A 21,178-nucleotide genomic window follows, 5' to 3' on the forward strand; every position below is an offset into this window, starting at 1 on the left:
TCGACATTCCGCTGCGCACGTTCACGGGGACGGAGCGTGCCGCGGTGCTGATGATGCTCGTCGGCGAGGATGAGGCGGCGTCGATCCTCCAGAAGCTCGAGCCCGACGAAGTGCGCGAGCTCGGCCGCGCGATGTTCACCGTCGCCGACGTGAGCGAGGCCGACGTCGAAGGCGTGCTCGACGATTTCGTCGGCCGCGCGCGCGAGCGGACCGGCATCAGCTTCGACCCGCGGCCCAAGATCGAGGCGGTGATGCACCGCGCGCTCGGCCAGGAGAAGGCGGAGAGCGTGCTCGCGCGCATCACCCCGCCCGAGGCGGCGTGCGAGATCGACCTGCTCGACTGGCTCGACGCGACCGACATCGCCGCGATGATCGAGAAGGAACATCCGCAGATCGCCGCGGTGCTGATCGCGAACCTCGATCCCGCGGTCGGCGCGCAGGTGCTGGAGCTGCTGCCCGACGCGGCGCAGCCCGAAATCCTTCACCGCATCGCCAAGCTCGGCCCGATCACGCCCGAGGCGGTCGATACGCTGAAGACGATGATCGCCAACCGCTCGTCGGCGGGCGGGCAGGGCGCGCAGGTGAAGCTGGGCGGCACGCGTGAGGCGGCGAAGATCCTGCAGGGCGCGCGCAAGGCAACCGAGCAGCGTGTGATGCCCAAGCTTTTCAAGCTCGACAAGGAAACGGCGAAGGCGATCGAGGAGGCGATGTTCGTCTTCGACAACCTGCTCGACATGGACGACAAGAACCTCGGCACGCTGATCCGCAACGTCGACAGCGACATCCTGACGCGCGCGCTGAAGGGCGTCGACGAATTCGCCCGCAACCGCTTCCTCGGCTGCATGTCGGCGCGCGCCGCCGACGGCATCCGCGACGAGATGGAAGCGCGCGGCCCGATGAAGCTGAGCGAGGTGCTCGAGGCGCAGAAGGTCATTATCCAGATCGCCCGCACGCTGGCCAAGGACGGCACGATCATGATGGGCGGCGGCGAGGACGATTATGTTTGAGGCGGCGCAACCGTTCGTCGTCGGCCTGTCCGCGCGCCACGACGACGCCGCGCAGCGGCTGCAGCGCGTCTTCGCCGACCGCCCGGCGGGATTCGCCCCGGCCGATCTGATCGCGCGGATCGAGGACGCGTTCGCCACCGAAGGCGGTCCGCGCAGCTATGCCCCCGCCGATCCGTCGGCGAACCCGACCGAGGGGTGGAACCCGCTCGACCCGACCGTGACCGACGCGCCGTTCATCGATCCGATCGAGGAAGCGCGGCGCGAGGGCTATGACGAAGGCTTCGCCGCAGCGCAGGCGGCGCACGATGCTGCCAGCCGCCGCGATCTCGATCTGCTCGAAGGCGTGCTGGCGGCGCTCAAGTCCGACGATCGCATCGATCGCGACCGGATCGCCGCGCAACTGCGGCAGACGGTGCTTCATCTCGTCACCCGGCTGGTCGGCGAGGTCGGCATTTCCGCCGATCTGCTTGCCGGGCGGGTGGAGGCGGCGGCGGAACTGCTCGCCGACGCATCGGAAAGCGCGATCCTGCGCGTTGCGTCCGCGGACGTGGCGCTGCTCGAGGGCCGCCTGCCGGCCTCAATCTTCGCGGTCGCCGATCCGGCACTGGCGCGCGGTACCTTCGTGCTCGAGGCCGCCTCGACGATTGTCGAGGACGGACCAGCGCTGTGGCTGGAACAGCTGACCCACGCGCTCGACAAGGTCGCGGTGCCCTCGGCCGCCTGAGCGGTCGATCGCCCACCCGTTCGATCCCGCCAAGGACCCGCGATGCTCAACCGCTTCACCGCCGATTATCTCGACGCGCTTGGCAATGCCGATTTCCGGCCGGCACCCAAGGTCGCCGGGCGGCTCGCGTCGTACGACGGGCTGCTGATGGAGGCGGTGGGGCTGACGCTGCCGGTCGGTACGGTGTGCCAGGTCGGTGAAAAGGGCGCGGGGGTCGAGGCGGAGGTGATCGGGTTCCGCAACGGCCGTACGCTCTTGATGAACCTCGGCGGGCCCGCCGCGCTGCTGCCGCAGATGCCGGTGCGCCCGACCGGTGCGCCGGGCGAGGCGGAAGTCGGCGCGGCGATGCTCGGCCGCGTCGTCGACGGGGCGGGCAAGCCGATCGACGGCAAGGGCCCGATCCGTGGCGCCGGCCGCTGGCCGCTCGCCGGCAAGCTGCAATCTCCGCTCGATCGCGGCCGCGTGCTCGAGCCGCTCGACGTCGGCGTGCGCGCGATCAACGGGCTCCTTACCATCGGCAAGGGCCAGCGCGTCGGCATCATGGCGGGCTCGGGTGTCGGCAAGTCGGTGCTGCTCGGCATGATGGTGCGGGCGGCCAAGGCCGACGTCATCGTCATCGGGCTGATCGGTGAGCGCAGCCGCGAAGTCGCCGACTTCCTCGAGACCAAAGTCGCCGGCGCGGCGCGCGAACGGTCGGTGGTGGTGGCGGTGCCGGCCAACCATTCGCCGGTCCTGCGCATCCGCGGTGCCTTGCGCGCGACGGCGATCGCCGAGGCGTTCCGCGACGAGGGCAAGAACGTGCTGCTCATCATGGATTCGCTGACCCGCGTCGCGCACGCTGGGCGAGAGATCGGACTGGCGCTGGGAGAGCCCGCTTCGGCGCGCGGCTATCCGCCATCGGCGATCGCGATGCTGCCGAACCTCATCGAGCGCGCGGGCACCGACGTGAACACCGGCGGCGCGATCACCGCGATCTACACCGTGTTGGCGGACGGCGACGACGGCAACGACCCCGTCGTCGATTCGGCGCGCTCGATCCTTGATGGCCATATCGTGCTGAGCCGCGCGCTCGCCGAGCACGCCGTCTATCCCGCGATCGACGTCTCCAAATCGGTCAGCCGCGTGATGACCGACATCGCCGATCGCGCGCACGTCCAAGCCGCGCGCGTGCTGCGGCGCCACCTCGCGACGTATGAAGAGAACCGCGATCTGGTGCTGATGGGGGCATATCGGGCGGGCGCCGATCCCGCGATCGACGCCGCGATCGCCTATCATCCGGCGGTGATGGAATATATTCGCCAGGATGCCGACGGCAGCGTGACGCTCGACGATGCGGTCGCCGAGCTGACGGGCGTGTTCGGCGATGGATAGCAAGAAGCTCGCGCGGCTCCACCGCGTGCGCACGCTCCAGCTGGGCATGGCGCAGGCGGCGGAAACGCAGGCGCGCGACCGGCTGGCGAGCGAGACGCAGCTGTCGCATCGGATCGCGCAGCTCGCCGCGGCGGTATCGCCCGGTGCCGGGGACGGCGCGGCGCTGTCGTTCGCCGCGATGGCGCATTACCGCGACAAGCTGCACCGCACCGCCGAGGCGGCCGACAATCGTGTGCGCGCGGCCGAGGCCGATGCAGCCCGCGCACTCGAATCGCGCCAGTCGGCGAAGCGCGATCAGACGGCGGTCGAGAAGCTGATCGCACGCGGCGAGAAGGAAGCCGCGCTGCGCGCGATCCGTGCGTTGCAGGAAGCGCCGCCGTCGAGGAAGGTTCGGCACGATCCTTGCTGATCGCTTCGCGGGTTCCATTCCGACGAGGCAGTGCGCCGCTCCATGACGCCTACAGTGTTTCCTTCCAGCACCAAGACGGTTGGTCTGCCACCGCCCGGCACCGGCGCATCGCCGATGCCGGGCAGCTCGACTCAATCACCGGCGGCGGGCTTCGCCAACCTGTTTCCCGCCATCGTCGCGCCCGTGATGCCGCGGCAGCGCGATGCCGAACCCGGCAAGGCTTTGCCGGCAACGGGCGCCGGCGACGCGTCCGCGACGCCGTGGATCGCGCCATCCGAGTGGCCCGCGATCTGCCCGCCGACAAAGCCGCTCACCGGCGGTGCGGCCAAGGGCATCGGCCCGCAGACGATTGATCCGTCGGCGAATCGTGCTCCGCGTGCGGATGCTGCGCTCGACGGTGTCGGAAGCGAAGGCGGTACTGCTGACGCGGGCGCAAGCGACGCGGAGACTGCGCCTGGTGGAACGCCGCTGGGCGAGGCGGTCGATGCCGCCACCGCAACGCTCGTGCTTGGCTCGATCGCGCCCGGCGTGTGTCCGCCAGCGCCCGTTCTTCACGTCGAACTCGTCGTGCCGATCGGCGATCAGCGGGCAAACGGCGGTTCCACGCCGAGCGTGTGTCCGGCCGCTCCGGATTGGCAGGTCGAAACTGTCGGGTCGAATACCGGCGTGCCCCCGGTCGGCGTCCCGCCCGTCATGCCGCTCGCCCCTGCTGCGATCGGCACTGCGCCCGCCAATGCGGATGGTGCGTCGAGTGGGCGCATCGCCGCGCCTTTGCTTGCCTCATCGCTTAGCGCGTCTCCCGTCACGCTTTCGCTGATCAAGACCGATGCCGCCCCGGCTCCGCCGACCTTCCCGGCGATGGCGCCCGCTGCCGAAAACGGTGCCGGCCCCTTCGGCCCTACTCCCGCGGATACGCGCGCCACCCCGATCAGGCAGCCGGCGCCGTTCGCACCGACACAACCGGCGAACGGCGAGGAAGCCGCAATCTCGGTTTCGATCGCGGCCGGCGAGCCTTCGCTTCGTCGCGCCTCCTCGATCGCGACCGATCGCGCGTCGCTGCCGCAAGAGAGCACCCGGACGGGCGCCGCGACCGTCGCGCTGCAGCCGGCCGATCAGCTTACGGTGCCGCAGCGCGTCGCGCCCGCGGCGCAGATGTTCGCCGCCGCGATCCAGCGCGCGGTCCGGGCCGACCGCCGCCCCGCGGAGCCCGCACTCGCGAACCCGCTGCTCGGCGACGCCGCGCCGCTCGCCATGCCGGCGGTCGCTGCCGCCGAGACCAGCCGCCACGCGGCGCTCGACATGGCACGCGCGAACTGGCCGGGGGCGATGATCGAGCGGATCGAACGGCTGCGCGATGCCGCCGATGCCGCCGACACCAGCATCCGGCTAGTCCCGGACCGGCTCGGCGCGATCGACGTCTCGCTGCGCCGCGACGGCGATACGGTGGCGGTGCAGTTCAGCGCGCAGGCGGCCGAAACGCGCCAGCTACTCGCCGATGCGCAGCCGCGGCTGAGCGAAATGGCCGAGGCGAAGGGGCTGCGCCTGTCGCTGCACGCCGGCGATGGCGGGAGCGCGAACGGCCAGCCGCAATCGCAATCGCAACCACAGCCGCAGCAGCGCGCAGCGGCAACATTCATCAACCGCGCGCGGGCATCATCGCCTGACGCCGACGTCACCGCGGCCGATCGTGTCGCGTGATCAACAGCTTTCGGGGGACTGAACCATGAGTGAGAAAGAAGCGGCCGACGCGCCGCCCAAGAAGAAGGGCAAGATCGGTAAGATCGTCGTCATCGCGGTCGGCACGCTGGTGCTGGTCGGCGGCGGCGTTGGCGCCGGGCTCTATGCCGCGGGCTCCGGGCTGGTCGGCGGCGGCGCGCATGCCGCGGAGGATCCGAACACGCCCAAGCTCGTCCCCAAGAGCGAGCAGAAGCGCGCCGGCGAGAGCGGGGAAGGCGGCGGTGAGGGCGGCGGCGAAGGCGGCGGCGCATCCGAGGGCGAGGCCGAAGGCGGCGGCGACCATGAGGGCTTGCCGACGCCGGAAGGTGCGGGCGGCGAGCGCTACGCCTCCAACTATTTCGCGCTGGAAAAGGAGTTTACCGCCAACCTCCAGGATTCGGTGCACTTCATCCAGGTCGGCATCGCGGTGTCGACGCCGTACGACGACAAGGTCATCCAGAACATCAAGACCAACGACATCGCGATTCGCTCGGCGATCCTGATGGCGCTCGGCGACACGACCGAGGATCAGGTGTTCACCTCGCAGGGGAAGGCGCAGCTGTCCAAGCGGCTGGTGACCGCGATCAACGCGACATTGAAACAGAAAGAGGGATTCGGCGGCGTTGGTAACGTCTACTTTACCAATTTCGTTGTTCAGTGAACGGGCATGGTTAACAGCCCGTCCACCCCCACGCACGAGCGTCGCGAGCGCGCCCGGCCGCAGACCGTCCAGCCGGGCGGCCTTGGCCAGGCGAAGCTCAACCCGTTCGGCGACCTGCACACGCTGCAGCACCTCTCCGCGCGCCTCGCGCGGGGGCTGCGCGGCGTGTTCGAGCCGCTGCTGCGTGAGGAAGTACGGACGTGGGCCGAACCGCTCGCGGTGCAGCGCTTCGCCGATTATCGCGCGGAGCGCCCCGATCGGCTGACCGCGTGGCTGCCGGTCGGCATGGACGATCGCACCGCGCTCCTGGTGTTCGACGGGCGCTTCGTCCTCGAACTGCTCGACCTGTTCTTCGGCGGGACCGGCGCCGCCCCGGCGGAGATGCCGGCGGAATTCTCGCCCGCCGCCGAAACGATGGTCGCGCGGCTGGGTCAGATGATCGCCGCGCCGCTGACCACCGCGTGGGAGCCGCTCGCGCGCGTCACGTTCACCGTCGGGCGGTGCGAGGCGAACGCCGCGATGCTCGCCGATTTCGACGGCGACGACGCGACGATCATCACCCGCTTCGGCATCGCGCCGGGCGCCGCCAAGCCATCGTTCGTCGATATCGTCTACCCCGTCGCCGCGCTGAAGCCGCACGGCACCGCGCTGACGGGCAAGGTCGTCGCCAAGGCTGCGGCGGAGGATGCCGAGTGGCAGACCGCGCTGACGCGCGCAGCGATGAACATCCGCTTTCCCGTCCGCTCGGTGCTCGCCGAGCCGACAATCCGCCTGTCGAAACTGATGACGCTCCAGCCGGGCGACGTGATCCCGCTCAGCTTCGGCACCGAAGTGCCGGTGATGGTGGGCGGCGATCGACTCGGCACCGGCACCGTCGGCACGTCGAACGGCCACGCCGCGATCCGGCTCACCTCGCTCGCCTCTCTCGAAGGACTGACCCAATGAACGACATGAGCGGCGGCTTCCCGCCGCAGAACCTGGGCGACGGCGCGGTCGCGGCCAATTTCCGGCTGCTGCAGGACGTCGACGTCAAGCTGACGGTCGAGATCGGATCGACCAGCCTCACGCTGCGCGAACTGCTCGCGCTCGGCGAATCGAGTGTCATCGAGCTCGACCGGCAGGCGAACGAGCTGCTCGACGTGTTCGTCAACGGCACGCTGATCGGCCGCGGCGAAGTGGTGACCGTCGGCGAGCGCTTCGGCGTGCGGATGACCGAGCTCGTCAATCCCGACAAGAAGAACTGAGCCACGCCGATGCTGTGGTCCTATATCCTGAAGCTCGTCGTCCTGCTGCCGCTCGTCTGCGGGCTGATGATCGGCTGCCTCTACCTGTGGCGGCGGCTCGAGAGCCGCATGCCCGGCCGCCCCGACACGCGGATGATCGCGGTCAAGGAAACGATGATGATCTCGCCGGGGCTGCGGCTCGCGGTGATCGATTTCGAGGGCAAGCGGCTGCTCGTCTCGGTCGGGCGCGGCGGGGTGAACCTCGTTGATCGCGTCGACGCGCCGAGGACGCTGTCGTGAGCGTCACGCGCATCGGCAACGGCCCGGCGCTGTTCCGCGACCGCGCGACCGCGCCTTCCGCCGGCTTCTCGTGGACCAAGGCGCTGCTCGTCGGCTTCGCGCTCGTCGTCGCGCTGCTCGTAGCGATGCCGGCCTTCGCCCAAAGCGCCGCGCCGATCGCACCCGCCGCGCCGGCGGCGCCGGGTGCGGGAGATGCGGTCGATCGCGCGCTCGGGCAGCTCGGCGGCGGGCAGAACGGATCGGGATCGCTGTCGCTGTCGCTGCAGGTGCTCATCATCATGGGCCTGCTCAGCATCCTGCCGGGCATCCTCCTCATGATGACGAGCTTCACGCGGATCATCATCGTGCTGTCGGTGCTGCGCCAGGCGCTGGGCCTGCAGCAGACGCCGCCCAACCAGGTGCTCGTCGGCCTCAGCCTGTTCCTGTCGTTCTTCATCATGGCGCCCGTCATCAGCCAGATCAACACGACCGCGGTGCAGCCCTATGCCGCCGGCCAGATCGGCGGCACCGACCTGATCAAGACCGCGGGGGCGCCGCTCCACGCCTTCATGGCGAAGCAGACGCGGGTGAAGGACGTCACGATGTTCGCCGAGATGGCGAAGTCCGGCCCCTATGCCAGCCCCAACGACATTCCCTTCTCGGTCATGCTCCCGGCGTTCGTCACCAGCGAGCTCAAGACCGCGTTCCAGATCGGCTTCCTCGTCTTCCTGCCGTTCCTCGTCATCGATCTCGTCGTCGCGACGGTGCTGATGAGCCTCGGCATGGCGATGCTCAGCCCGACGATCATCTCGTTGCCGTTCAAGCTCCTCCTGTTCGTCCTCGTCGACGGATGGGCGCTGACGATGGGCAGCCTCGCCAACAGCTTCGCGACCTGACCGGACACATAACATGGTAGATTCGGATTACTTCCTCACCGTCGCGAACCAGACGCTGTGGGTGCTCGCACTCGCCGCCGCACCGATCCTCATTCCCGCGCTCGTCTCGGGGCTGATCCTGGGCATGGTGCAGGCCGCGACCTCAATCCAGGAACAGACGCTGAGCTTCGTGCCCAAGCTGATCGTCGTCGGCATCTCTCTGGTCGTGTTCGGCGCGATGATCCTCGGGCTGCTGAGCGACTTCACGCTGTCGATCTTCGATCGCATCCCGGAGCTCGTCCGCTAGGCGATGCTCGGCCTTGGCCTCTCGATCGAACCGCAGATCTGGGCGCTCGTCTTCGTGATGGTGCGCGTGGGCGCGACGTTCGTGGCGGCGCCGATGTTCGGCAACGTCTCCGTGCCGCTGCCGGCGCGGATCGCGCTCGCCGGCGCGATCGGCGTGCTGGTGCTCGGCACGCAGACGATCACGCCGCCCGCGCAGGTATTCGGCCTCGCCACTTTCCTTGCGGTGGGGGCGGAGGCGCTGGTCGGGCTCGCGCTCGGCTTCATCCTGCAGATCGCCTTTGCCGCGCCGCTGATCGCTGGCGAGCTGATCGGCGGATCGATGGGGCTCGGCTTTGCCAACATGATCGATCCGAACTCGGGCCGCTCGTCGCCGGCGATCGGCCAGTTCCTGTCGATCCTGCTGACGCTGCTGTTCCTGTCGATCGACGGACACCTCGTGCTCGTCGATACGGTGGCGAAAAGCTATGTCGCGCTGCCGCCGGGTGCCGCCTGGCTCGCGCCCGCGCAGATGCGCGACATCGCGCTGTTCGGCGGTTACGCGTTCCTCTCCGGCCTGCTGCTCGCATTGCCGGTCGGGTTCCTGCTGCTGTGCCTCAACCTCGTCGTCGGCATGATCTCGCGCTCGGCGCCCGCGCTCAACCTGTTCTCGATCGGCCTGCCCGCGAGCCTCGCGATCGGCGTGGTCGCGATGGCCGCCGCTTTCCCGGCAATGGGCGACTACATGCTCGTCGTCGTGCGCGAGGGGCTCGACGCGACGGCTAGCCTGGTGATCGGCTGATGGCGGACGAATTCGGCGAAAAGACAGAAGCCCCGACACCCAAGCGTCTCAAGGACGCGGTCGAGAAGGGCGACATCCTCAAGTCACGCGAGTTCGCGACCGCGCTGGTGGTACTGGCCGGCGTCGCCTGGATCGTGTTCTTCGGGCCCGCACTGGTCGCCGCGTGCAAGGGCGTGATGGCGGAAAGCTTCCGCTTCGGGCGCGGCGATGTCGAGGATTTCCAGCCGTTCCGCCCGCTCGTGGCGGCGGGGTGGAAGCTGCTGCCCGCGCTCGGCGCGCTGTTCGCGATCACCGTGGTCGCCGGCATCCTCAGCCAGGCGGGGCTCGGCTCGCTCGGCTTCAACGGCAGCCTGCTCGCGCCCAAGGGCAGCCGCATCAATCCCGCGTCGGGGCTGAAGCGCATCTTCGGCATGAACGGCTGGATCGAACTCGGCAAATCGCTGCTCAAGGTCGCCCTGCTCGGCACGATCGGCGGCTGGCTGCTGATGCAGTCGGCGCGCGTCACGCTGGGGCTTGCGCGCTCCAACCTCGGCGCCGCGGTCGATGCGCTCGGCGGCACGCTGACGCACCTGCTCATCATCATGGCGATGGGGCTTGCCGCTATCGCCATGCTCGATGTGCCGCTGCAGATGTTCCAGCGGCTGAAGAAGCTGCGCATGACCAAGCAGGAGCAGAAGGACGAGCACAAGGAGAGCGACGGCAACCCCGAGGTGAAGGGCCAGATCCGCGCCAAGCAGCGCGCGATTCTGTCACGCTCGACGCGCAAGTCGGTCGCCGAGGCGCATGTCGTGCTCACCAATCCGACGCATTTCGCGATCGCGCTGCGCTACGATCGCGGGCGCGACCAGGTGCCCGTCGTCGTCGCCAAGGGGCGCGGCGCGATGGCATTGGCGATCCGCGAGGCGGCGGGCGAGATGGCGGTCCCGATCCTCGAATATCCGATGCTCGCCCGCGCGATCTACTATACCAGCCGCGAAGGGCAGGAGGTGCGCGACGACCTCTACCTCGCGATCGCGACGGTGCTGGCGTTCGTCTTCGGCCTCAACGAGCGGATGGGCGGCACTGCGCCGCTGCCCGCGGTCGACGTGCCGGTCGGCGCCCGGTTCGACGAGAATGGTGCGGCGCTGTCGTGACCGGCGGCGGCAGTGCGCAATTCGTTAAAGGTTGCGCGGGCGCGGCCGTTTAGGATGGCGTCATGACCACGACCAGCAGCAGCACCGCGTCGCCGACACCGACACCGTCGACGACGACGATCGCCAAATCGGCGGCCAGCGCGCTGCTGACGTCGCTCAACACAGGATCGGGTGTCGATACCGACAGCCTCGTTACCGGGCTGGTCGAGGCGCAGTTCGCCGCCAAGACCGCTGCGCTCACTGCGCGCTCTGATAGGCTGACGGCGCAGCTGTCGGGCGTCGCCACGCTGAAGAGCGCGATCACCGATTTCGCCAGCGCGCTCGAGACGCTCGTCAAGGGCGGGTCGCTCCAGTCGCAGCCGGCGAGCTCGGACAGCCGCGTGCTGACGGCGACCGCGATCTCGGGCGCGAAGCTCACCGGACTGACGGGCAGCATCAAGGTCGATCGGCTCGCCACCGCGCAGGCCGCGGTCAGCCGCACCGCGGTCGCGACCAAGGATACGCCGATCGCGACGGGCACCTTCACGCTCAAGATCGGGACCGCCAGCTACATGAACGGCGCGATGACCGGCGTCACCGCGCCCGATGCCGACGGGGACGGCGCCGAGGATACGCTGACGATCGACGTCACCAACGGATCGCTCACCGGCATCGCCGCCGCGATCAACGCGGCGAAATCGGGCGTCACCGCGTCGGTCGTCACCGACGCCAACGGTGAAGCGTATCTGTCGCTCAAGGGCGAGACGGGGACCGCCAAGGCCTTCTCGCTCACCGCCGACGCTCCTGATAGCGCGCTCGCGCAGTTCAACGTCGGCCCGGACGCGACCGATATGAAGGAAATGAGCACCGCCGGGAATGCGGCGCTGACGGTCGACGGCATCCCGGTGGAGCGCGCCAGCAACAGCATCAGCGATCTCGTCACCGGCGTGAAGCTCGATCTGATCGGCACGTCGACCACGCCGGTAACCTTGTCGTCGACGACGCCCACCGCAGCGCTGACCAACGCGGTCGAGGACGTGGTCTTCACCTACAATTCGCTGATGGCGGAGCTGAAGAAGCAGACCGATCCGATCAGCGGCGAGCTGCGCGCCGATCCGGGTGCGCAGAACATGCTGCGCAGCCTGAAGGCGCTCAACACGCGCGATCTGCTGCCGGGCGCCGCCCTCGGCACGCCGCGCACGCTCTCCGATCTCGGCGTCGCCACCAATCGCGACGGCACGTTGTCGGTCAGCAGCGACAAGCTCGCCAAGGCGATGGCGGACAATCCCGGCGCGATCGAGGCGATCTTCTCCAATTCGTCCGACGGGTCGGGGCTGCTCGCGGCGATGAATTCGGTCAAGCTCGCCGCCACCAGCACGCTCTACGGGCTCGGCGCGTCGACCACGCGCTACAATGCCGCGAAGAGCGACCTTGCCGATCAGCAGGACAAGATCGCCGACCAGCGCGAGCGGCTGACGACGCGGATGACGCAGCAGTTCGCCTCGATGAACGCGCGGGTGGCGGCGTACAAGTCGACGCAGACGTTCATGGAAAACCAAATCAAGCAGTGGACCAACGGTAACAACTGATGGCCTATGCATCCGTGCTGCTGCGCGATCCGGCGCAGACCTATCGCCAGATCGATCTCGCCGGCCGCACCGCGAATGCGGACGGCCCCGCGCTCGTGCAGCTATTGTACGAGGAGCTCGTCCAGGCGCTGCGCGTCGCGGCGTGGGCGGCGGAGCGCAAGAAGTTCGCGGTGAAGAGCGAGCGTGTGACGCGCGCCACCGCGATCCTCTTCGCGCTTGAGGGGGGGCTCGATTTCGACAAGGGCGGCGACGTCTCACGCACGCTCGCCAAGGTCTATGCCGGGGCGCGCAAGCAGGTGATCGAAGCGAGCCTGGGGCACGACGGCGCGCCGTTCCGCGATGCGGCGACGACGTTCGAGGAGATCGGTGCCGCGTGGCGTACCGCGCGCGCCGCCTAATCGCGAGACCCTAGCGGAACCAGTGCCGCGCGACGAACCATCCCGTCACCCCGATCGCGATCGCGGCGCATAGCGCGACGATCGCGTCGAACGCCCAGGGTTCCTTGGCGAACCACAGCCCCTCGACGTTCATCCCGTAGAGGCCGGTGACGAAGGTGAGCGGCAGGAACACCATCGCCGCGATCGAGATGACGAGCCCGCGCTGGTCGAGCTGCTCGGCGCGCAGATCGGTCAGCGCCTCGTGCATCAGGCTCGACCGCTCGCGGATTGCCTCCAGTTCCTCCGCCATGCGCGCCGCGCGGTCGGCCGCCGCCGCGATGTGCGCGCGATCGTCCGGCCCCAGCCATTCGCCCGGCAGCGTGGCGAGCTTCTCGAGCGCCGCGCGCTGCGGGTTGAGGAAGCGGCGGTAGTTGATCGCCTCGACGCGTACGCGCGTTACGTTGCGGCGAAGCGCAAAGACCTGCGACGCGTCGAGTTGCTGCTCGCAATCGTCGAGATCGTCGCCGAGGTCCGCCACCACGGGATCGAGATCGGCGGTGATCGCGGTCGCGAAGGCGGTGATGAGGTCACCCGGATCGCTGACGCAGCCACGCTCGACCTCGGCTGCGACACTGTCGGTAGCGACGAGGTGCTTGCGCGTCACCGAGATGGTTCGGCCGCGCTCCGCCCAGATGCGCACGGAGGCGAGCATGTCCGACGGGTCGAGCTGCTCCTCGGTGCGGCCCCGCAGGTTGAGGAACGCGCCTTCGTCGAACGCGTCGCAGCGCGGCCGCGTCTCGTTCGCGGTCAGCGCTTCGACGACATATTCAGACAGCTTCGCCGCATCGCGCAGCCATGCCTGCGCCTCTTCGGCGTTGCTCGACAGGTGCACCCACACCATCGCGTCAGCGCAGGCGAGCGCGTCCTTAATCGCGACCTTCTCGGGCTTGTCGCCCGCGATGCGATACGCGAATCCGCTCATGCCATCCTCACGTCGACCGTCAGCCCTTCGGCGCCGGTGGGGGGCGCGTCGCACAGCAGGCGATCGGCATCGGCGCGGGCGCGATCGAGGATCGCGCGCGGCACGTCCGACGCGTGGCAGACGCGATCGGCGTTGGAGAGCAGCCGCGCCTGGCGCAGCGTCAGATCGTCGGGATCGGCCGAGGTGAGGCGCATGCGCACAACCGCCGTCGTCTGGTCATCCGCAGCAGGGGGAAGCCCGCTCGCGTCGCCCACATCCGGCTGCAAAGGATCGTACGCGCCGCCTGGCGCAAAGGCAGCGGCGATCGCACGGCGCCGCGCGCTCGCATCGGGATAGCGCGCACGCCACGCCGATCGCGCTGCGAACAGCCGCTCCGCCAAGCGGCCGAGTTCGGCCGGGAGCAGCGCTTCGAGTCGCTGGCGCAGCGCCGCGGCGAGCCCAGCCGACGCGCCGCCGGTACCGATCGCGACGAGCACCGGATCGCGATCGACGATCGCAGGAAGCGTGAAGTCGCACAGTTCGACGCGGTCGACCGCGTTGACGAGGATGCCGCGCGCCTTCAGCCGGGCGACGGCAGCATCGTCGTCAACGACGATCGCCAGTCGTGCATCGCCCTCTTCCCCCACGACGATCGCGCCCGCGCGGTCGAGCAGCCGCCGCTTCGCCGCCGCCGCCTCACCGCTACCCACCAGGATCACGCTGCGGCCCTGCAACCGTACGAAGATCGGCAGGCTGTGGAGGCTCATAGCCAGTCCGGCACGCGCTCGGCGGCGAGGATCGTCTCCGCCGCGATCCGATCGGCGACGACGGCGTAGCGATCGCCGTCGACCAGCACCTCGGGCACCAGCGGGCGCGAATTGTACGTGGACGCCATCGTCGCGCCGTACGCGCCGGCGGTGCGGAAGATCGCGAGGTCGCCCGATCGCACCGCATCGATCTCGCGATCGCGCGCGAAGGTATCGCCCGTCTCGCATACCGGCCCGGCAATGTTCGCCGTCATCCGCGCACCGTTCGGACGCACCGCGGCGAAATCGTGCCACGCATCGTACAGCGCGGGGCGCGCGAGGTCGTTCATCGCCGCGTCGACGATGACGTAGGGATTGGTGACGCCGGGCTTCACCCAGATCACCTCGGTCATCAGCACGCCGGCGTTGCCCGCGATGACGCGGCCCGGCTCGAACATCAGCGTGACGTCCCAATCCTTCGTCACGCGTGCCACCATCGCACCGAAATCGGCAAGGTCGGGCGGCACGTCGCCCGCCTTGTAGTTGACGCCCAGCCCGCCGCCGAGATCGACGTGGGTGATGGTGTGGCCGGCGGCGCGCAGCTCCGCGACGAGCGCGCCGATACGCTTATAAGCGGTTTCGAGCGGCGCCAGGTCGAGCAGCTGCGAGCCGATGTGGATCGCCACGCCGCGCAGATCGAGCCCATCGAGACCGGCGAGCCGCGCGAAGATCGCCGCCGCCTCGTCGATCGGCACGCCGAACTTGTTCTCTCGCTTGCCGGTCGAGATCTTGGCGTGCGTCCCCGCATCGACATCGGGGTTCACCCGCAGCACCGCGCGCGCCGTCCGCCCCGTCGCAGCGGCGATCTGCGCGAGGACGACGCCTTCCTCCTCCAGCTCGATGTTGAACTGGCCGATCCCTGCCTCGAGCCCCTTGGTCAGCTCGGCGCGCGTCTTGCCGACGCCCGAGAAGACGACGTCCTGCGCCGCCATGCCTGCCGCCAGCGCGCGTGCGAGCTCGCCGCCCGAGACGACGTCGGCGCCATAGCCCTCGCGCGCCAGCACGTTGAGCACGGCAATGTTGGGATTGGCCTTGATCGCATAGGCGACGTGGACGCGGCCGGCGGGCTTCAGCCCGTCGCGGAACGCGCGCGCGTGACGGCGCAGCGTCGCGGCGGAATAGACGTAGACGGGGGTGCCGACCTCCGCCGCGATGCGCGCCAGCGGCACCGCCTCGCAGTGAAGCTCGCCGTCGATCAGCGTAAAATGGTCCATGGATTACCTTGGCGGGAGATCGAATTCGTCGCTGCGCCGCTCCTGCGAATTGCGCAACAGCTCGTCGCTGCGGCCTGGCCGCGCCTGCGGGCCGGGTTTGAGGAGGTCGGCAGGGGCGGGCGTCGCGGTCGCGCCATACGGGGCGGGCGGCAGCTGCTCGCCCTCGGCCGGCTTCAACCCGCGCGACGCACCGCATCCAGCGAGTGCCACAGCCGCGGCAAGGATAAGCGGCTTCACGACAGCGCCTCGCGCGCTTCGCGGATCGCCGCACGCACATTGTCCGGCGCGGTGCCGCCGAAGCTCGTCCGGCTCGCAACCGATGCGTCGACCGACAGCACGTCGAACACGCGCGCATCGATTCGCGCGTCGATCGCGGTCAGATCATCGATCGGTACCTCGTCCAGCCGGACGCCGAGCGCCTCGGCGCGCGCCACCGCGCGCCCGGTGATATGGTGCGCCTCGCGGAACGGCACACCCGCCTCGCGCACCAGCCAGTCGGCAAGGTCCGTCGCGGTGGCGAAGCCGCTCTCGGCCAGCGCACGCATGCGATCGGTGCGGAACGTCGCGCTCTCGACCATGCCGGTCATCGCCGCGAGGCACAGGCCGAGCAGATCGTGGCATTCGAACACCGGCGGCTTGTCGTCCTGCATGTCCTTCGAATAGGCGAGCGGCAGGCCCTTCATCGTCACCATCAGGCTGACGAGGCAGCCGGTGATCCGCCCGGCATGGCCGCGAACCAGTTCCGCCGCATCGGGGTTGCGCTTCTGCGGCATGATCGAGCTGCCGGTCGACCATTGATCGCTCAACGAGACGAAGCCGAACGGCTGCGACGCCCACAGCACGAACTCCTCCGCCAGCCGCGACAGGTGCAGCGCGCATTGCGCCGCGCCGGTGAGATATTCGATCGCGAAATCGCGGTCGGACACGGCGTCGAGCGAGTTGCGCGTCGGCCCGTCGAAGCCGAGCGCGGCGGCGGTGGCCTGGCGATCGACCGGGAAGCCGGTGCCGGCGAGCGCCGCCGAGCCGAGCGGCGACAGGTTCATCCGCACGCGCGCATCGCGGAAGCGGCCAACATCGCGCCGCGTCATTTCGACATAGGCCATCAGATGGTGGCCGAGCGTGACGGGCTGCGCCGACTGGAGGTGCGTGAAGCCGGGCATCACGCTCGCCGCATGCTCCTCCGCGCGTGCGAGCAGCGCGCGCTGGAACGCGGCGAGTGCCGCCAGCGTCTCGTCGATCGCGTCGCGCACCCACAGGCGGAAATCGGTCGCCACCTGATCGTTGCGGCTGCGCGCGGTGTGCAGCCGCCCTGCGACCGGGCCGATCGCCTCGGCAAGCCGCGCCTCGGTCTGCATGTGGATGTCCTCGAGCGCGAGGTCCTCCGCCACGCCGTGCGCCTCGTACTGCACCGCAACCGTATGGAGCCCACGCGCGATCGCCGCTGCGTCGTCGCCCGCCACGATGCCCTGCTTCGCCAGCATCGCGACGTGCGCCTGGCTGCCGCGCACGTCCTGCCGCCACATCCGCTTGTCGAAGGGGATAGAGGCATTTATCTCGCGCATCACCGCCGCCGGCCCTTCGGCGAACCGGCCGCCCCACATCTGGTTGGAACCGCTCATGCCATCGCGCTCGGGAACCGTCTTTCTCCTCGCCGCAACGCTCGCGACCGCCGCGTGCGATAAGCAAAGCCCCGCGCCGGAGCAAGCGAACGTCGCCGCGACCGCCCCGGCGACTCCAGACGAGGTCACGCCCGACGAGGTCGTATCCGACAGCAAGGCGGCGGCGCCAACATCGGGTGCGGTCGACCGCACACACAAGGGTGAGGCGGCGCCGGCGCTCGCCTTTGCCGATCCCGCGGGGAAGAAGGTGACGCTGGCCGATTTTCGCGGCCAGCCGGTGCTGCTCAACCTGTGGGCGACGTGGTGCGCACCGTGCATCAAGGAGATGCCGAGCCTCGATGCTGCGGCGGCGGGTGCGGGGGATCGCGTCCGTGTTGTCGCCGTCAGCCAGGACATGCAGCGCGAGAAGGTCGCGCCCTTCTTTGCCGAGCGCAAGCTGACGCACCTCGCGCCTTACACCGACGCCGACATGGGGCTGAGCCTCCACTATCGCGTCAACCTGCCGACGACGATCATGTTCGACGCGGAGGGCCGCGAGCTGTGGCGCGTCAGCGGTGCACTCGACTGGAACGGCGCGGCGGCCAAGGCCCTGATCGCCGAGGCGACCCTCTAGGCCAGCAGTAGCGAGGCGTCGCCGTAGGAGTAGAAGCGATACTCGTGCGCGATCGCATGCGCATAGGCCGCTTTCATCCGCTCGAGCCCCATCAGCGCAGATACCAGCATGAACAGCGTCGAGCGCGGCAGGTGGAAGTTGGTGACGAGACCGTCGATGCCGCGAAAGCGGTAGCCAGGCGTGATGAAGATCGACGTGTCGCCCTCGAATGGGCGAACGATGCCGTCCTCCCCACTCGCGCTCTCGATTAGCCGCAGCGACGTGGTGCCGACCGCGATCACGCGCCCGCCGCGCGCGCGGACGGCGTTGAGCCGATCGGCGGTCGCGGCGTCGATCCGGCCCCATTCGGCGTGCATCGCGTGATCGTCGGTATCATCGGCTTTCACCGGTAGGAACGTGCCCGCGCCGACGTGCAGCGTCAGCGTCGCATGGTCGATCCCCGACGCGGCCAGCGCGGCCATCAGCTCGGGCGTGAAGTGCAGCGCCGCCGTCGGCGCGGCGACCGCGCCTGCCTCGCGCGCGAACATCGTCTGGTAATCGTCGGCGTCGCGCGCGTCGGTCGGGCGCTTGGCGGCGATATACGGCGGCAGCGGCATGCGGCCGGCGCGTTCGAGCAGCAGCTCGACCGGCTCGTCGCCCGCGAAATTGAGCGCGAAGCTGCCGTCGGCACCGCGATCGTTCGCGATTGCCGTCACGCCGTTGCTGAAATCGATCGTGTCGCCGTCGCGCAGCCGCTTCGCGTTGCGCACGAACGCGCGCCAGCGGCGCGGCCCCTCGCGCTTATGTAGCGTTGCGCCGATCTTCGCCGCGCCGCGCGTCCCCTCAAGCTGCGCGGGGATCACGCGCGTGTCGTTGAATACCAGCAGGTCGCCCGCGCGCAGCGCCGCGGGCAGATCACCAACCGAGCGGTCATGCAGGCCGGCGCCGTCGACGACGAGCATCCGCGCCGCGTCGCGTGGGCTCGCTGGGCGAAGCGCGATCCGCTCGGGCGGCAGCGCGAAATCGAACAGGTCGACGTTCATGCGGGTACGGTCGGCGGCGGTGCCGCTTACTTGCGCGTCGCCGGCTTCGTTCCAGGCAGCGTCACCGGCGGGCCGAGCGCGGGGGCGGGCGCCGATGGTGCGGCCTGATAGGGCGGCGGATTGTCCGCGGCGATATAGGCGTGGAGGATCCGCGTCGGGTTCGCCGGCGGCTCGCCGCGCTCGATCGCGTCGACATATTGCATGCCCTGCAGCACGCGGCCGAACACGGTGTACTTGTTGTCGAGGCTCAGTCGCGGCTGGAAGACGATGTAGAATTGGCTGTTTGCGCTGTTCTCCGCGTCCGCCCGCGCCATCGCCACCGCGCCGCGCACGTGCGGCAGGTAATTGAACTCGGCCTTGACGTCGGGCAGCTCCGAACCGCCGCTGCCGTCGCCCTTCGGATCGCCGCCTTGCGCCATGAAGCCGTCGATCACGCGATGGAACGTCAGTCCGTCGTAGAAGTGGCGGCGCGTCAAATTCTTGATCCGCCGCACCGTATCGGGGGCGACGTCGGGGCGCAGCCAGATCGACACCCGCCCGCCGGTCGACAGGTCGAGCAGCCAGGTGTTCTCGAGATCGGTCGTCGGCGGCGGGGTGTAGCGCGTCGCCGGCTTCGCCGCCGCGGCGTCCTGCGGCTTGTCCTTCGCCAGCGCCGGCCCGGCGAGCAGCGCGCTGAGCATTGCGATCATTCCCAGAAAACGCATCGTTATCCCAACCAGATCATCGTCGCGCGCCCGTAGACCAGAACGCAGCTTGCGCCAATCTGAACTGCGGCGCGGCGACTGCAGCGTCGAGGTCAGCCCCCGCGCTTGCCCGTCAGCGCGACACGCGCGACCACTTCGTCGCGCACCGCGGGCGTCACGAACTTGCCGATCTCGCCGCCGAACACCGCGATCTCCTTCACCAGCCGGCTGGCGATCGGCTGCAGCGCGACATCGGCCATCAGGAAGACCGTCTCGATGCGACTGTTGAGCTGCTGGTTCATGCCCGCCATCTGATATTCGTACTCGAAATCGGCGACGGCGCGCAGCCCGCGGACGATCACGCTTGCGCCCTCGCGCTCGGCGAAATCCATCAGCAGCAGGTCGAAGCTGACGACGCGGATATCGGCGTCGAGCGAGGCGCACTCGCGCTCTACCATCGCCATCCGCTCGTCGAGGTTGAACATCGGGCTCTTCGACGGATTGGTGGTGACGCCGATCACCAGCCGGTCGACCAGCTTCGCGCCGCGCCGGATGATGTCCATGTGGCCGAGCGTGATCGGATCGAAGGTGCCGGGGTAGACGCCGATGCGCGTGGTCATGCTCAATGATCCCTTGCGAGTACGAAACGCGCGATATCGCGCAGCAGATCGGCCTCCGGGCCGTAGGAACGCAAATGGTCGATCGCCTGGTCGACGAGCATGCGGCAGCGCGTGCGTGCCGGCTCGACCCCCAGCAGCGAGACGAACGTCTCCTTGCCAGCGCCGGCATCCTTGCGCAGCTTCTTGCCCGCCAGCGCCTCGTCGCCCTCGACGTCGAGCAAATCGTCGACGATCTGGAAGGCGAGCCCGATGTCGCGGGCATAGCCGCGCAGATGCGTGCGCCCCTCCGGCGGCACGCGGCCAAGGATCGCGCCCGCCTCGACCGCGGCGGCGATCAGCGCGCCGGTCTTCATCGCCTGCAGCCGCGTGACGGTGGCGAGATCGAACGTCGTGCGTTCCGCCTCCAGATCCATCATCTGCCCGCCCGCCATGCCCGACGGGCCGGCGGCGCGCGCGAGATCGAGCAGCAGCTCGCTGCGCACGAACGGATCGGGATGCGTCGCGGGATCGGCGAGCACCTCGAACGCCAGCGCGTGAAGGCAATCGCCGGCGAGGATCGCGGTCGCCTCGTCGAACGCCTTGTGCACCGTCGGCCGTCCGCGGCGCACGTCGTCGTCGTCCATCGCGGGCAGATCGTCGTGGATCAGCGAGTAGACGTGGATCGCCTCCAGCGCGACCGCGACGCGGCCGGCGCAATCGCGGTCGCAGCCGAACAGTTGCGCCGTCGCGAACACCAGCAGCGGGCGCAGCCGCTTGCCGCCGTCGATCGCGGCGTGGCGCATCGCGCGATACAGGTTGGCGCGCGCATCGTCGGGAACAGCGAGCAGCACGTCGAATCGCGCGTCGATCTCGCGCGCGGTGTCGGCGAGGGCCGCGGCAAGCGCCGGCGAGGGGCTCATCCCGCGGCGAAGGGGGTGGTGGTCGCGCGGCCATGCGCGTCGAGCCGGATCGCCTCGATCCGCGCCTGCGCCGCGTCGAGCCGCTCTGCGCAGCGCGCGCGCAGCGCGTTGCCGCGCTCGTACAGCGCGATCGCGTCCTGCAGCGGCGTATCGCCCGATTCCAGCCGCGCGACGATGCCTTCCAGCTCCTTCAGCGCCGCCTCGAACGTCAGGCTCTCGACGTCGGTATCCATCGCGGTGTCCATGGCCCGCGCTATGCGGCAGAGCGGGCGAAGGGGTCAAGGATACCCGCCGCGCGGCGTTCGTTAGGGCAG

At 69.4% G+C, this 21,178-nt stretch carries 26 protein-coding genes; 16 read left to right on the top strand and 10 right to left on the bottom strand.

What is annotated here, in order from left to right; translation table 11 throughout:
- Positions 1-50: 50 nt before the first annotated feature.
- From fliG to F1C10_RS13550, 15 genes are all read left to right on the top strand, one after another.
- The gene (gene fliG / locus F1C10_RS13480) at positions 51-1,007 is read left to right on the top strand and encodes a flagellar motor switch protein FliG (protein ID WP_258043162.1); all 957 of its coding nucleotides are present in this window, start codon (positions 51-53) and stop codon (positions 1,005-1,007) included.
- Complete coding sequence (locus tag F1C10_RS13485; RefSeq protein ID WP_185206920.1) at positions 1,000-1,731, top strand: flagellar biosynthesis protein FliH; 732 nt, start codon at positions 1,000-1,002, stop codon at positions 1,729-1,731. The genes fliG and F1C10_RS13485 overlap by 8 nt, the downstream gene beginning before the upstream one ends.
- Before the next feature lie 42 nt (positions 1,732-1,773).
- Entirely contained in the window at positions 1,774-3,102 is a 1,329-nt protein-coding gene (locus tag F1C10_RS13490; RefSeq protein ID WP_185206922.1) for a FliI/YscN family ATPase, read from the top strand.
- Positions 3,095-3,511, top strand: coding sequence for a hypothetical protein (locus F1C10_RS13495; RefSeq protein ID WP_185206924.1), 417 nt, complete (start codon positions 3,095-3,097; stop codon positions 3,509-3,511). Before F1C10_RS13490 ends, F1C10_RS13495 begins: the two co-directional genes overlap by 8 nt.
- A gap of 114 nt (positions 3,512-3,625) precedes the next feature.
- Positions 3,626-5,209, top strand: a complete 1,584-nt coding sequence (locus tag F1C10_RS13500) for a flagellar hook-length control protein FliK (protein ID WP_219729757.1) — start codon at positions 3,626-3,628, stop codon at positions 5,207-5,209.
- 25 nt (positions 5,210-5,234) lie between these two features.
- Positions 5,235-5,888 (top strand): flagellar basal body-associated protein FliL, encoded by a 654-nt coding sequence (fliL, locus tag F1C10_RS13505; protein ID WP_185206927.1) that lies wholly within the window; start codon positions 5,235-5,237, stop codon positions 5,886-5,888.
- A 6-nt stretch (positions 5,889-5,894) separates the two neighbouring features.
- The gene (locus F1C10_RS13510; protein ID WP_185206929.1) at positions 5,895-6,833 is read left to right on the top strand and encodes a flagellar motor switch protein FliM; all 939 of its coding nucleotides are present in this window, start codon (positions 5,895-5,897) and stop codon (positions 6,831-6,833) included.
- Positions 6,830-7,132, top strand: coding sequence for a flagellar motor switch protein FliN (gene fliN / locus F1C10_RS13515; protein WP_085808300.1), 303 nt, complete (start codon positions 6,830-6,832; stop codon positions 7,130-7,132). Before F1C10_RS13510 ends, fliN begins: the two co-directional genes overlap by 4 nt.
- Before the next feature lie 9 nt (positions 7,133-7,141).
- A complete protein-coding gene (locus tag F1C10_RS13520; protein ID WP_185206931.1) occupies positions 7,142-7,411 on the top strand; it encodes a flagellar biosynthetic protein FliO in 270 nt (89 codons plus the stop codon).
- A gap of 83 nt (positions 7,412-7,494) precedes the next feature.
- A complete protein-coding gene (gene fliP / locus F1C10_RS13525) occupies positions 7,495-8,286 on the top strand; it encodes a flagellar type III secretion system pore protein FliP (protein WP_374939383.1) in 792 nt (263 codons plus the stop codon).
- 13 nt (positions 8,287-8,299) lie between these two features.
- Positions 8,300-8,572 (top strand): flagellar biosynthetic protein FliQ, encoded by a 273-nt coding sequence (locus F1C10_RS13530; RefSeq protein ID WP_085808303.1) that lies wholly within the window; start codon positions 8,300-8,302, stop codon positions 8,570-8,572.
- 3 nt (positions 8,573-8,575) lie between these two features.
- The gene (gene fliR / locus F1C10_RS13535) at positions 8,576-9,349 is read left to right on the top strand and encodes a flagellar biosynthetic protein FliR (protein WP_185206934.1); all 774 of its coding nucleotides are present in this window, start codon (positions 8,576-8,578) and stop codon (positions 9,347-9,349) included.
- Positions 9,349-10,482, top strand: a complete 1,134-nt coding sequence (locus tag F1C10_RS13540) for a flagellar biosynthesis protein FlhB (protein ID WP_185206936.1) — start codon at positions 9,349-9,351, stop codon at positions 10,480-10,482. The genes fliR and F1C10_RS13540 overlap by 1 nt, the downstream gene beginning before the upstream one ends.
- Before the next feature lie 62 nt (positions 10,483-10,544).
- Positions 10,545-12,050 (top strand): flagellar filament capping protein FliD, encoded by a 1,506-nt coding sequence (gene fliD, locus F1C10_RS13545; protein WP_185206938.1) that lies wholly within the window; start codon positions 10,545-10,547, stop codon positions 12,048-12,050.
- Positions 12,050-12,448 (top strand): flagellar protein FliS, encoded by a 399-nt coding sequence (locus F1C10_RS13550; protein ID WP_185206940.1) that lies wholly within the window; start codon positions 12,050-12,052, stop codon positions 12,446-12,448. The genes fliD and F1C10_RS13550 overlap by 1 nt, the downstream gene beginning before the upstream one ends.
- A gap of 10 nt (positions 12,449-12,458) precedes the next feature.
- Here the strand turns inward: F1C10_RS13550 and F1C10_RS13555 are convergent, their stop codons facing one another.
- From F1C10_RS13555 to argH, 5 genes are read right to left on the bottom strand one after another with little or no spacing between them, the layout of a single operon-like run.
- Positions 12,459-13,409 carry a CorA family divalent cation transporter gene (locus F1C10_RS13555; protein WP_185206942.1) on the bottom strand — a complete coding sequence of 317 codons (951 nt, stop codon included), beginning with the start codon at positions 13,407-13,409 and terminating at the stop codon, positions 12,459-12,461.
- Positions 13,406-14,155 carry a bifunctional precorrin-2 dehydrogenase/sirohydrochlorin ferrochelatase gene (locus F1C10_RS13560; RefSeq protein WP_185206944.1) on the bottom strand — a complete coding sequence of 250 codons (750 nt, stop codon included), beginning with the start codon at positions 14,153-14,155 and terminating at the stop codon, positions 13,406-13,408. Before F1C10_RS13560 ends, F1C10_RS13555 begins: the two co-directional genes overlap by 4 nt.
- Positions 14,152-15,408, bottom strand: a complete 1,257-nt coding sequence (gene lysA / locus F1C10_RS13565) for a diaminopimelate decarboxylase (protein ID WP_185206946.1) — start codon at positions 15,406-15,408, stop codon at positions 14,152-14,154. The genes F1C10_RS13560 and lysA overlap by 4 nt, the downstream gene beginning before the upstream one ends.
- Before the next feature lie 3 nt (positions 15,409-15,411).
- Entirely contained in the window at positions 15,412-15,645 is a 234-nt protein-coding gene (locus F1C10_RS13570) for a hypothetical protein (protein WP_185206947.1), read from the bottom strand.
- Positions 15,642-17,009, bottom strand: coding sequence for an argininosuccinate lyase (argH, locus tag F1C10_RS13575; RefSeq protein WP_185210252.1), 1,368 nt, complete (start codon positions 17,007-17,009; stop codon positions 15,642-15,644). Before argH ends, F1C10_RS13570 begins: the two co-directional genes overlap by 4 nt.
- A 16-nt stretch (positions 17,010-17,025) precedes the next feature.
- On the opposite strand from argH, the gene F1C10_RS13580 reads away from it, so the two are divergent.
- Positions 17,026-17,640: a TlpA disulfide reductase family protein gene (locus F1C10_RS13580; RefSeq protein ID WP_185206948.1), complete on the top strand. Its 615-nt coding sequence runs from the start codon at positions 17,026-17,028 to the stop codon at positions 17,638-17,640.
- Here the strand turns inward: F1C10_RS13580 and queA are convergent.
- From queA to F1C10_RS13605, 5 genes are all read right to left on the bottom strand, one after another.
- Entirely contained in the window at positions 17,637-18,662 is a 1,026-nt protein-coding gene (queA, locus tag F1C10_RS13585; protein ID WP_185206949.1) for a tRNA preQ1(34) S-adenosylmethionine ribosyltransferase-isomerase QueA, read from the bottom strand. The two genes, F1C10_RS13580 and queA, sit on opposite strands and share 4 nt — an antisense overlap.
- 26 nt (positions 18,663-18,688) lie before the next feature.
- Positions 18,689-19,366: a peptidylprolyl isomerase gene (locus tag F1C10_RS13590; RefSeq protein WP_185206950.1), complete on the bottom strand. Its 678-nt coding sequence runs from the start codon at positions 19,364-19,366 to the stop codon at positions 18,689-18,691.
- Between the two features lie 92 nt (positions 19,367-19,458).
- Positions 19,459-19,965 (bottom strand): pantetheine-phosphate adenylyltransferase, encoded by a 507-nt coding sequence (gene coaD, locus F1C10_RS13595; RefSeq protein WP_185206952.1) that lies wholly within the window; start codon positions 19,963-19,965, stop codon positions 19,459-19,461.
- Between the two features lie 2 nt (positions 19,966-19,967).
- Entirely contained in the window at positions 19,968-20,864 is an 897-nt protein-coding gene (locus F1C10_RS13600; RefSeq protein WP_185206953.1) for a polyprenyl synthetase family protein, read from the bottom strand.
- On the bottom strand, positions 20,861-21,097 hold the full coding sequence (locus F1C10_RS13605) for an exodeoxyribonuclease VII small subunit (protein WP_185206955.1): 237 nt from the start codon (positions 21,095-21,097) through the stop codon (positions 20,861-20,863). Before F1C10_RS13605 ends, F1C10_RS13600 begins: the two co-directional genes overlap by 4 nt.
- Positions 21,098-21,178: the final 81 nt, after the last annotated feature.

It is taken from the genome of Sphingomonas sp. NBWT7 (genome assembly GCF_014217605.1).
Taxonomy (GTDB): domain Bacteria; phylum Pseudomonadota; class Alphaproteobacteria; order Sphingomonadales; family Sphingomonadaceae; genus Sphingomonas.

Bases quoted from the DNA above. Each gene is read 5' to 3' on its own strand.
- F1C10_RS13490 (WP_185206922.1), top strand. From the start codon at position 1,774: ATGCTCAACCGCTTCACCGCCGATTATCTCGACGCGCTTGGCAATGCC.
- F1C10_RS13500 (WP_219729757.1), top strand. From the start codon at position 3,626: ATGCCGGGCAGCTCGACTCAATCACCGGCGGCGGGCTTCGCCAACCTG.
- coaD (WP_185206952.1), bottom strand. From the start codon at position 19,965: ATGACCACGCGCATCGGCGTCTACCCCGGCACCTTCGATCCGATCACG.
- F1C10_RS13600 (WP_185206953.1), bottom strand. From the start codon at position 20,864: ATGAGCCCCTCGCCGGCGCTTGCCGCGGCCCTCGCCGACACCGCGCGC.
- fliL (WP_185206927.1), top strand. From the start codon at position 5,235: ATGAGTGAGAAAGAAGCGGCCGACGCGCCGCCCAAGAAGAAGGGCAAG.
- F1C10_RS13590 (WP_185206950.1), bottom strand. From the start codon at position 19,366: ATGCGTTTTCTGGGAATGATCGCAATGCTCAGCGCGCTGCTCGCCGGG.
- F1C10_RS13495 (WP_185206924.1), top strand. From the start codon at position 3,095: ATGGATAGCAAGAAGCTCGCGCGGCTCCACCGCGTGCGCACGCTCCAG.
- argH (WP_185210252.1), bottom strand. From the start codon at position 17,009: ATGTGGGGCGGCCGGTTCGCCGAAGGGCCGGCGGCGGTGATGCGCGAG.
- F1C10_RS13510 (WP_185206929.1), top strand. From the start codon at position 5,895: ATGGTTAACAGCCCGTCCACCCCCACGCACGAGCGTCGCGAGCGCGCC.
- F1C10_RS13520 (WP_185206931.1), top strand. From the start codon at position 7,142: ATGCTGTGGTCCTATATCCTGAAGCTCGTCGTCCTGCTGCCGCTCGTC.
- F1C10_RS13555 (WP_185206942.1), bottom strand. From the start codon at position 13,409: ATGAGCGGATTCGCGTATCGCATCGCGGGCGACAAGCCCGAGAAGGTC.
- lysA (WP_185206946.1), bottom strand. From the start codon at position 15,408: ATGGACCATTTTACGCTGATCGACGGCGAGCTTCACTGCGAGGCGGTG.
- fliN (WP_085808300.1), top strand. From the start codon at position 6,830: ATGAACGACATGAGCGGCGGCTTCCCGCCGCAGAACCTGGGCGACGGC.
- fliG (WP_258043162.1), top strand. From the start codon at position 51: ATGATGCTCGTCGGCGAGGATGAGGCGGCGTCGATCCTCCAGAAGCTC.
- fliD (WP_185206938.1), top strand. From the start codon at position 10,545: ATGACCACGACCAGCAGCAGCACCGCGTCGCCGACACCGACACCGTCG.
- F1C10_RS13485 (WP_185206920.1), top strand. From the start codon at position 1,000: ATGTTTGAGGCGGCGCAACCGTTCGTCGTCGGCCTGTCCGCGCGCCAC.
- queA (WP_185206949.1), bottom strand. From the start codon at position 18,662: ATGAACGTCGACCTGTTCGATTTCGCGCTGCCGCCCGAGCGGATCGCG.
- F1C10_RS13530 (WP_085808303.1), top strand. From the start codon at position 8,300: ATGGTAGATTCGGATTACTTCCTCACCGTCGCGAACCAGACGCTGTGG.
- F1C10_RS13540 (WP_185206936.1), top strand. From the start codon at position 9,349: ATGGCGGACGAATTCGGCGAAAAGACAGAAGCCCCGACACCCAAGCGT.
- fliR (WP_185206934.1), top strand. From the start codon at position 8,576: ATGCTCGGCCTTGGCCTCTCGATCGAACCGCAGATCTGGGCGCTCGTC.
- F1C10_RS13560 (WP_185206944.1), bottom strand. From the start codon at position 14,155: ATGAGCCTCCACAGCCTGCCGATCTTCGTACGGTTGCAGGGCCGCAGC.
- F1C10_RS13550 (WP_185206940.1), top strand. From the start codon at position 12,050: ATGGCCTATGCATCCGTGCTGCTGCGCGATCCGGCGCAGACCTATCGC.
- F1C10_RS13580 (WP_185206948.1), top strand. From the start codon at position 17,026: ATGCCATCGCGCTCGGGAACCGTCTTTCTCCTCGCCGCAACGCTCGCG.
- F1C10_RS13605 (WP_185206955.1), bottom strand. From the start codon at position 21,097: ATGGATACCGACGTCGAGAGCCTGACGTTCGAGGCGGCGCTGAAGGAG.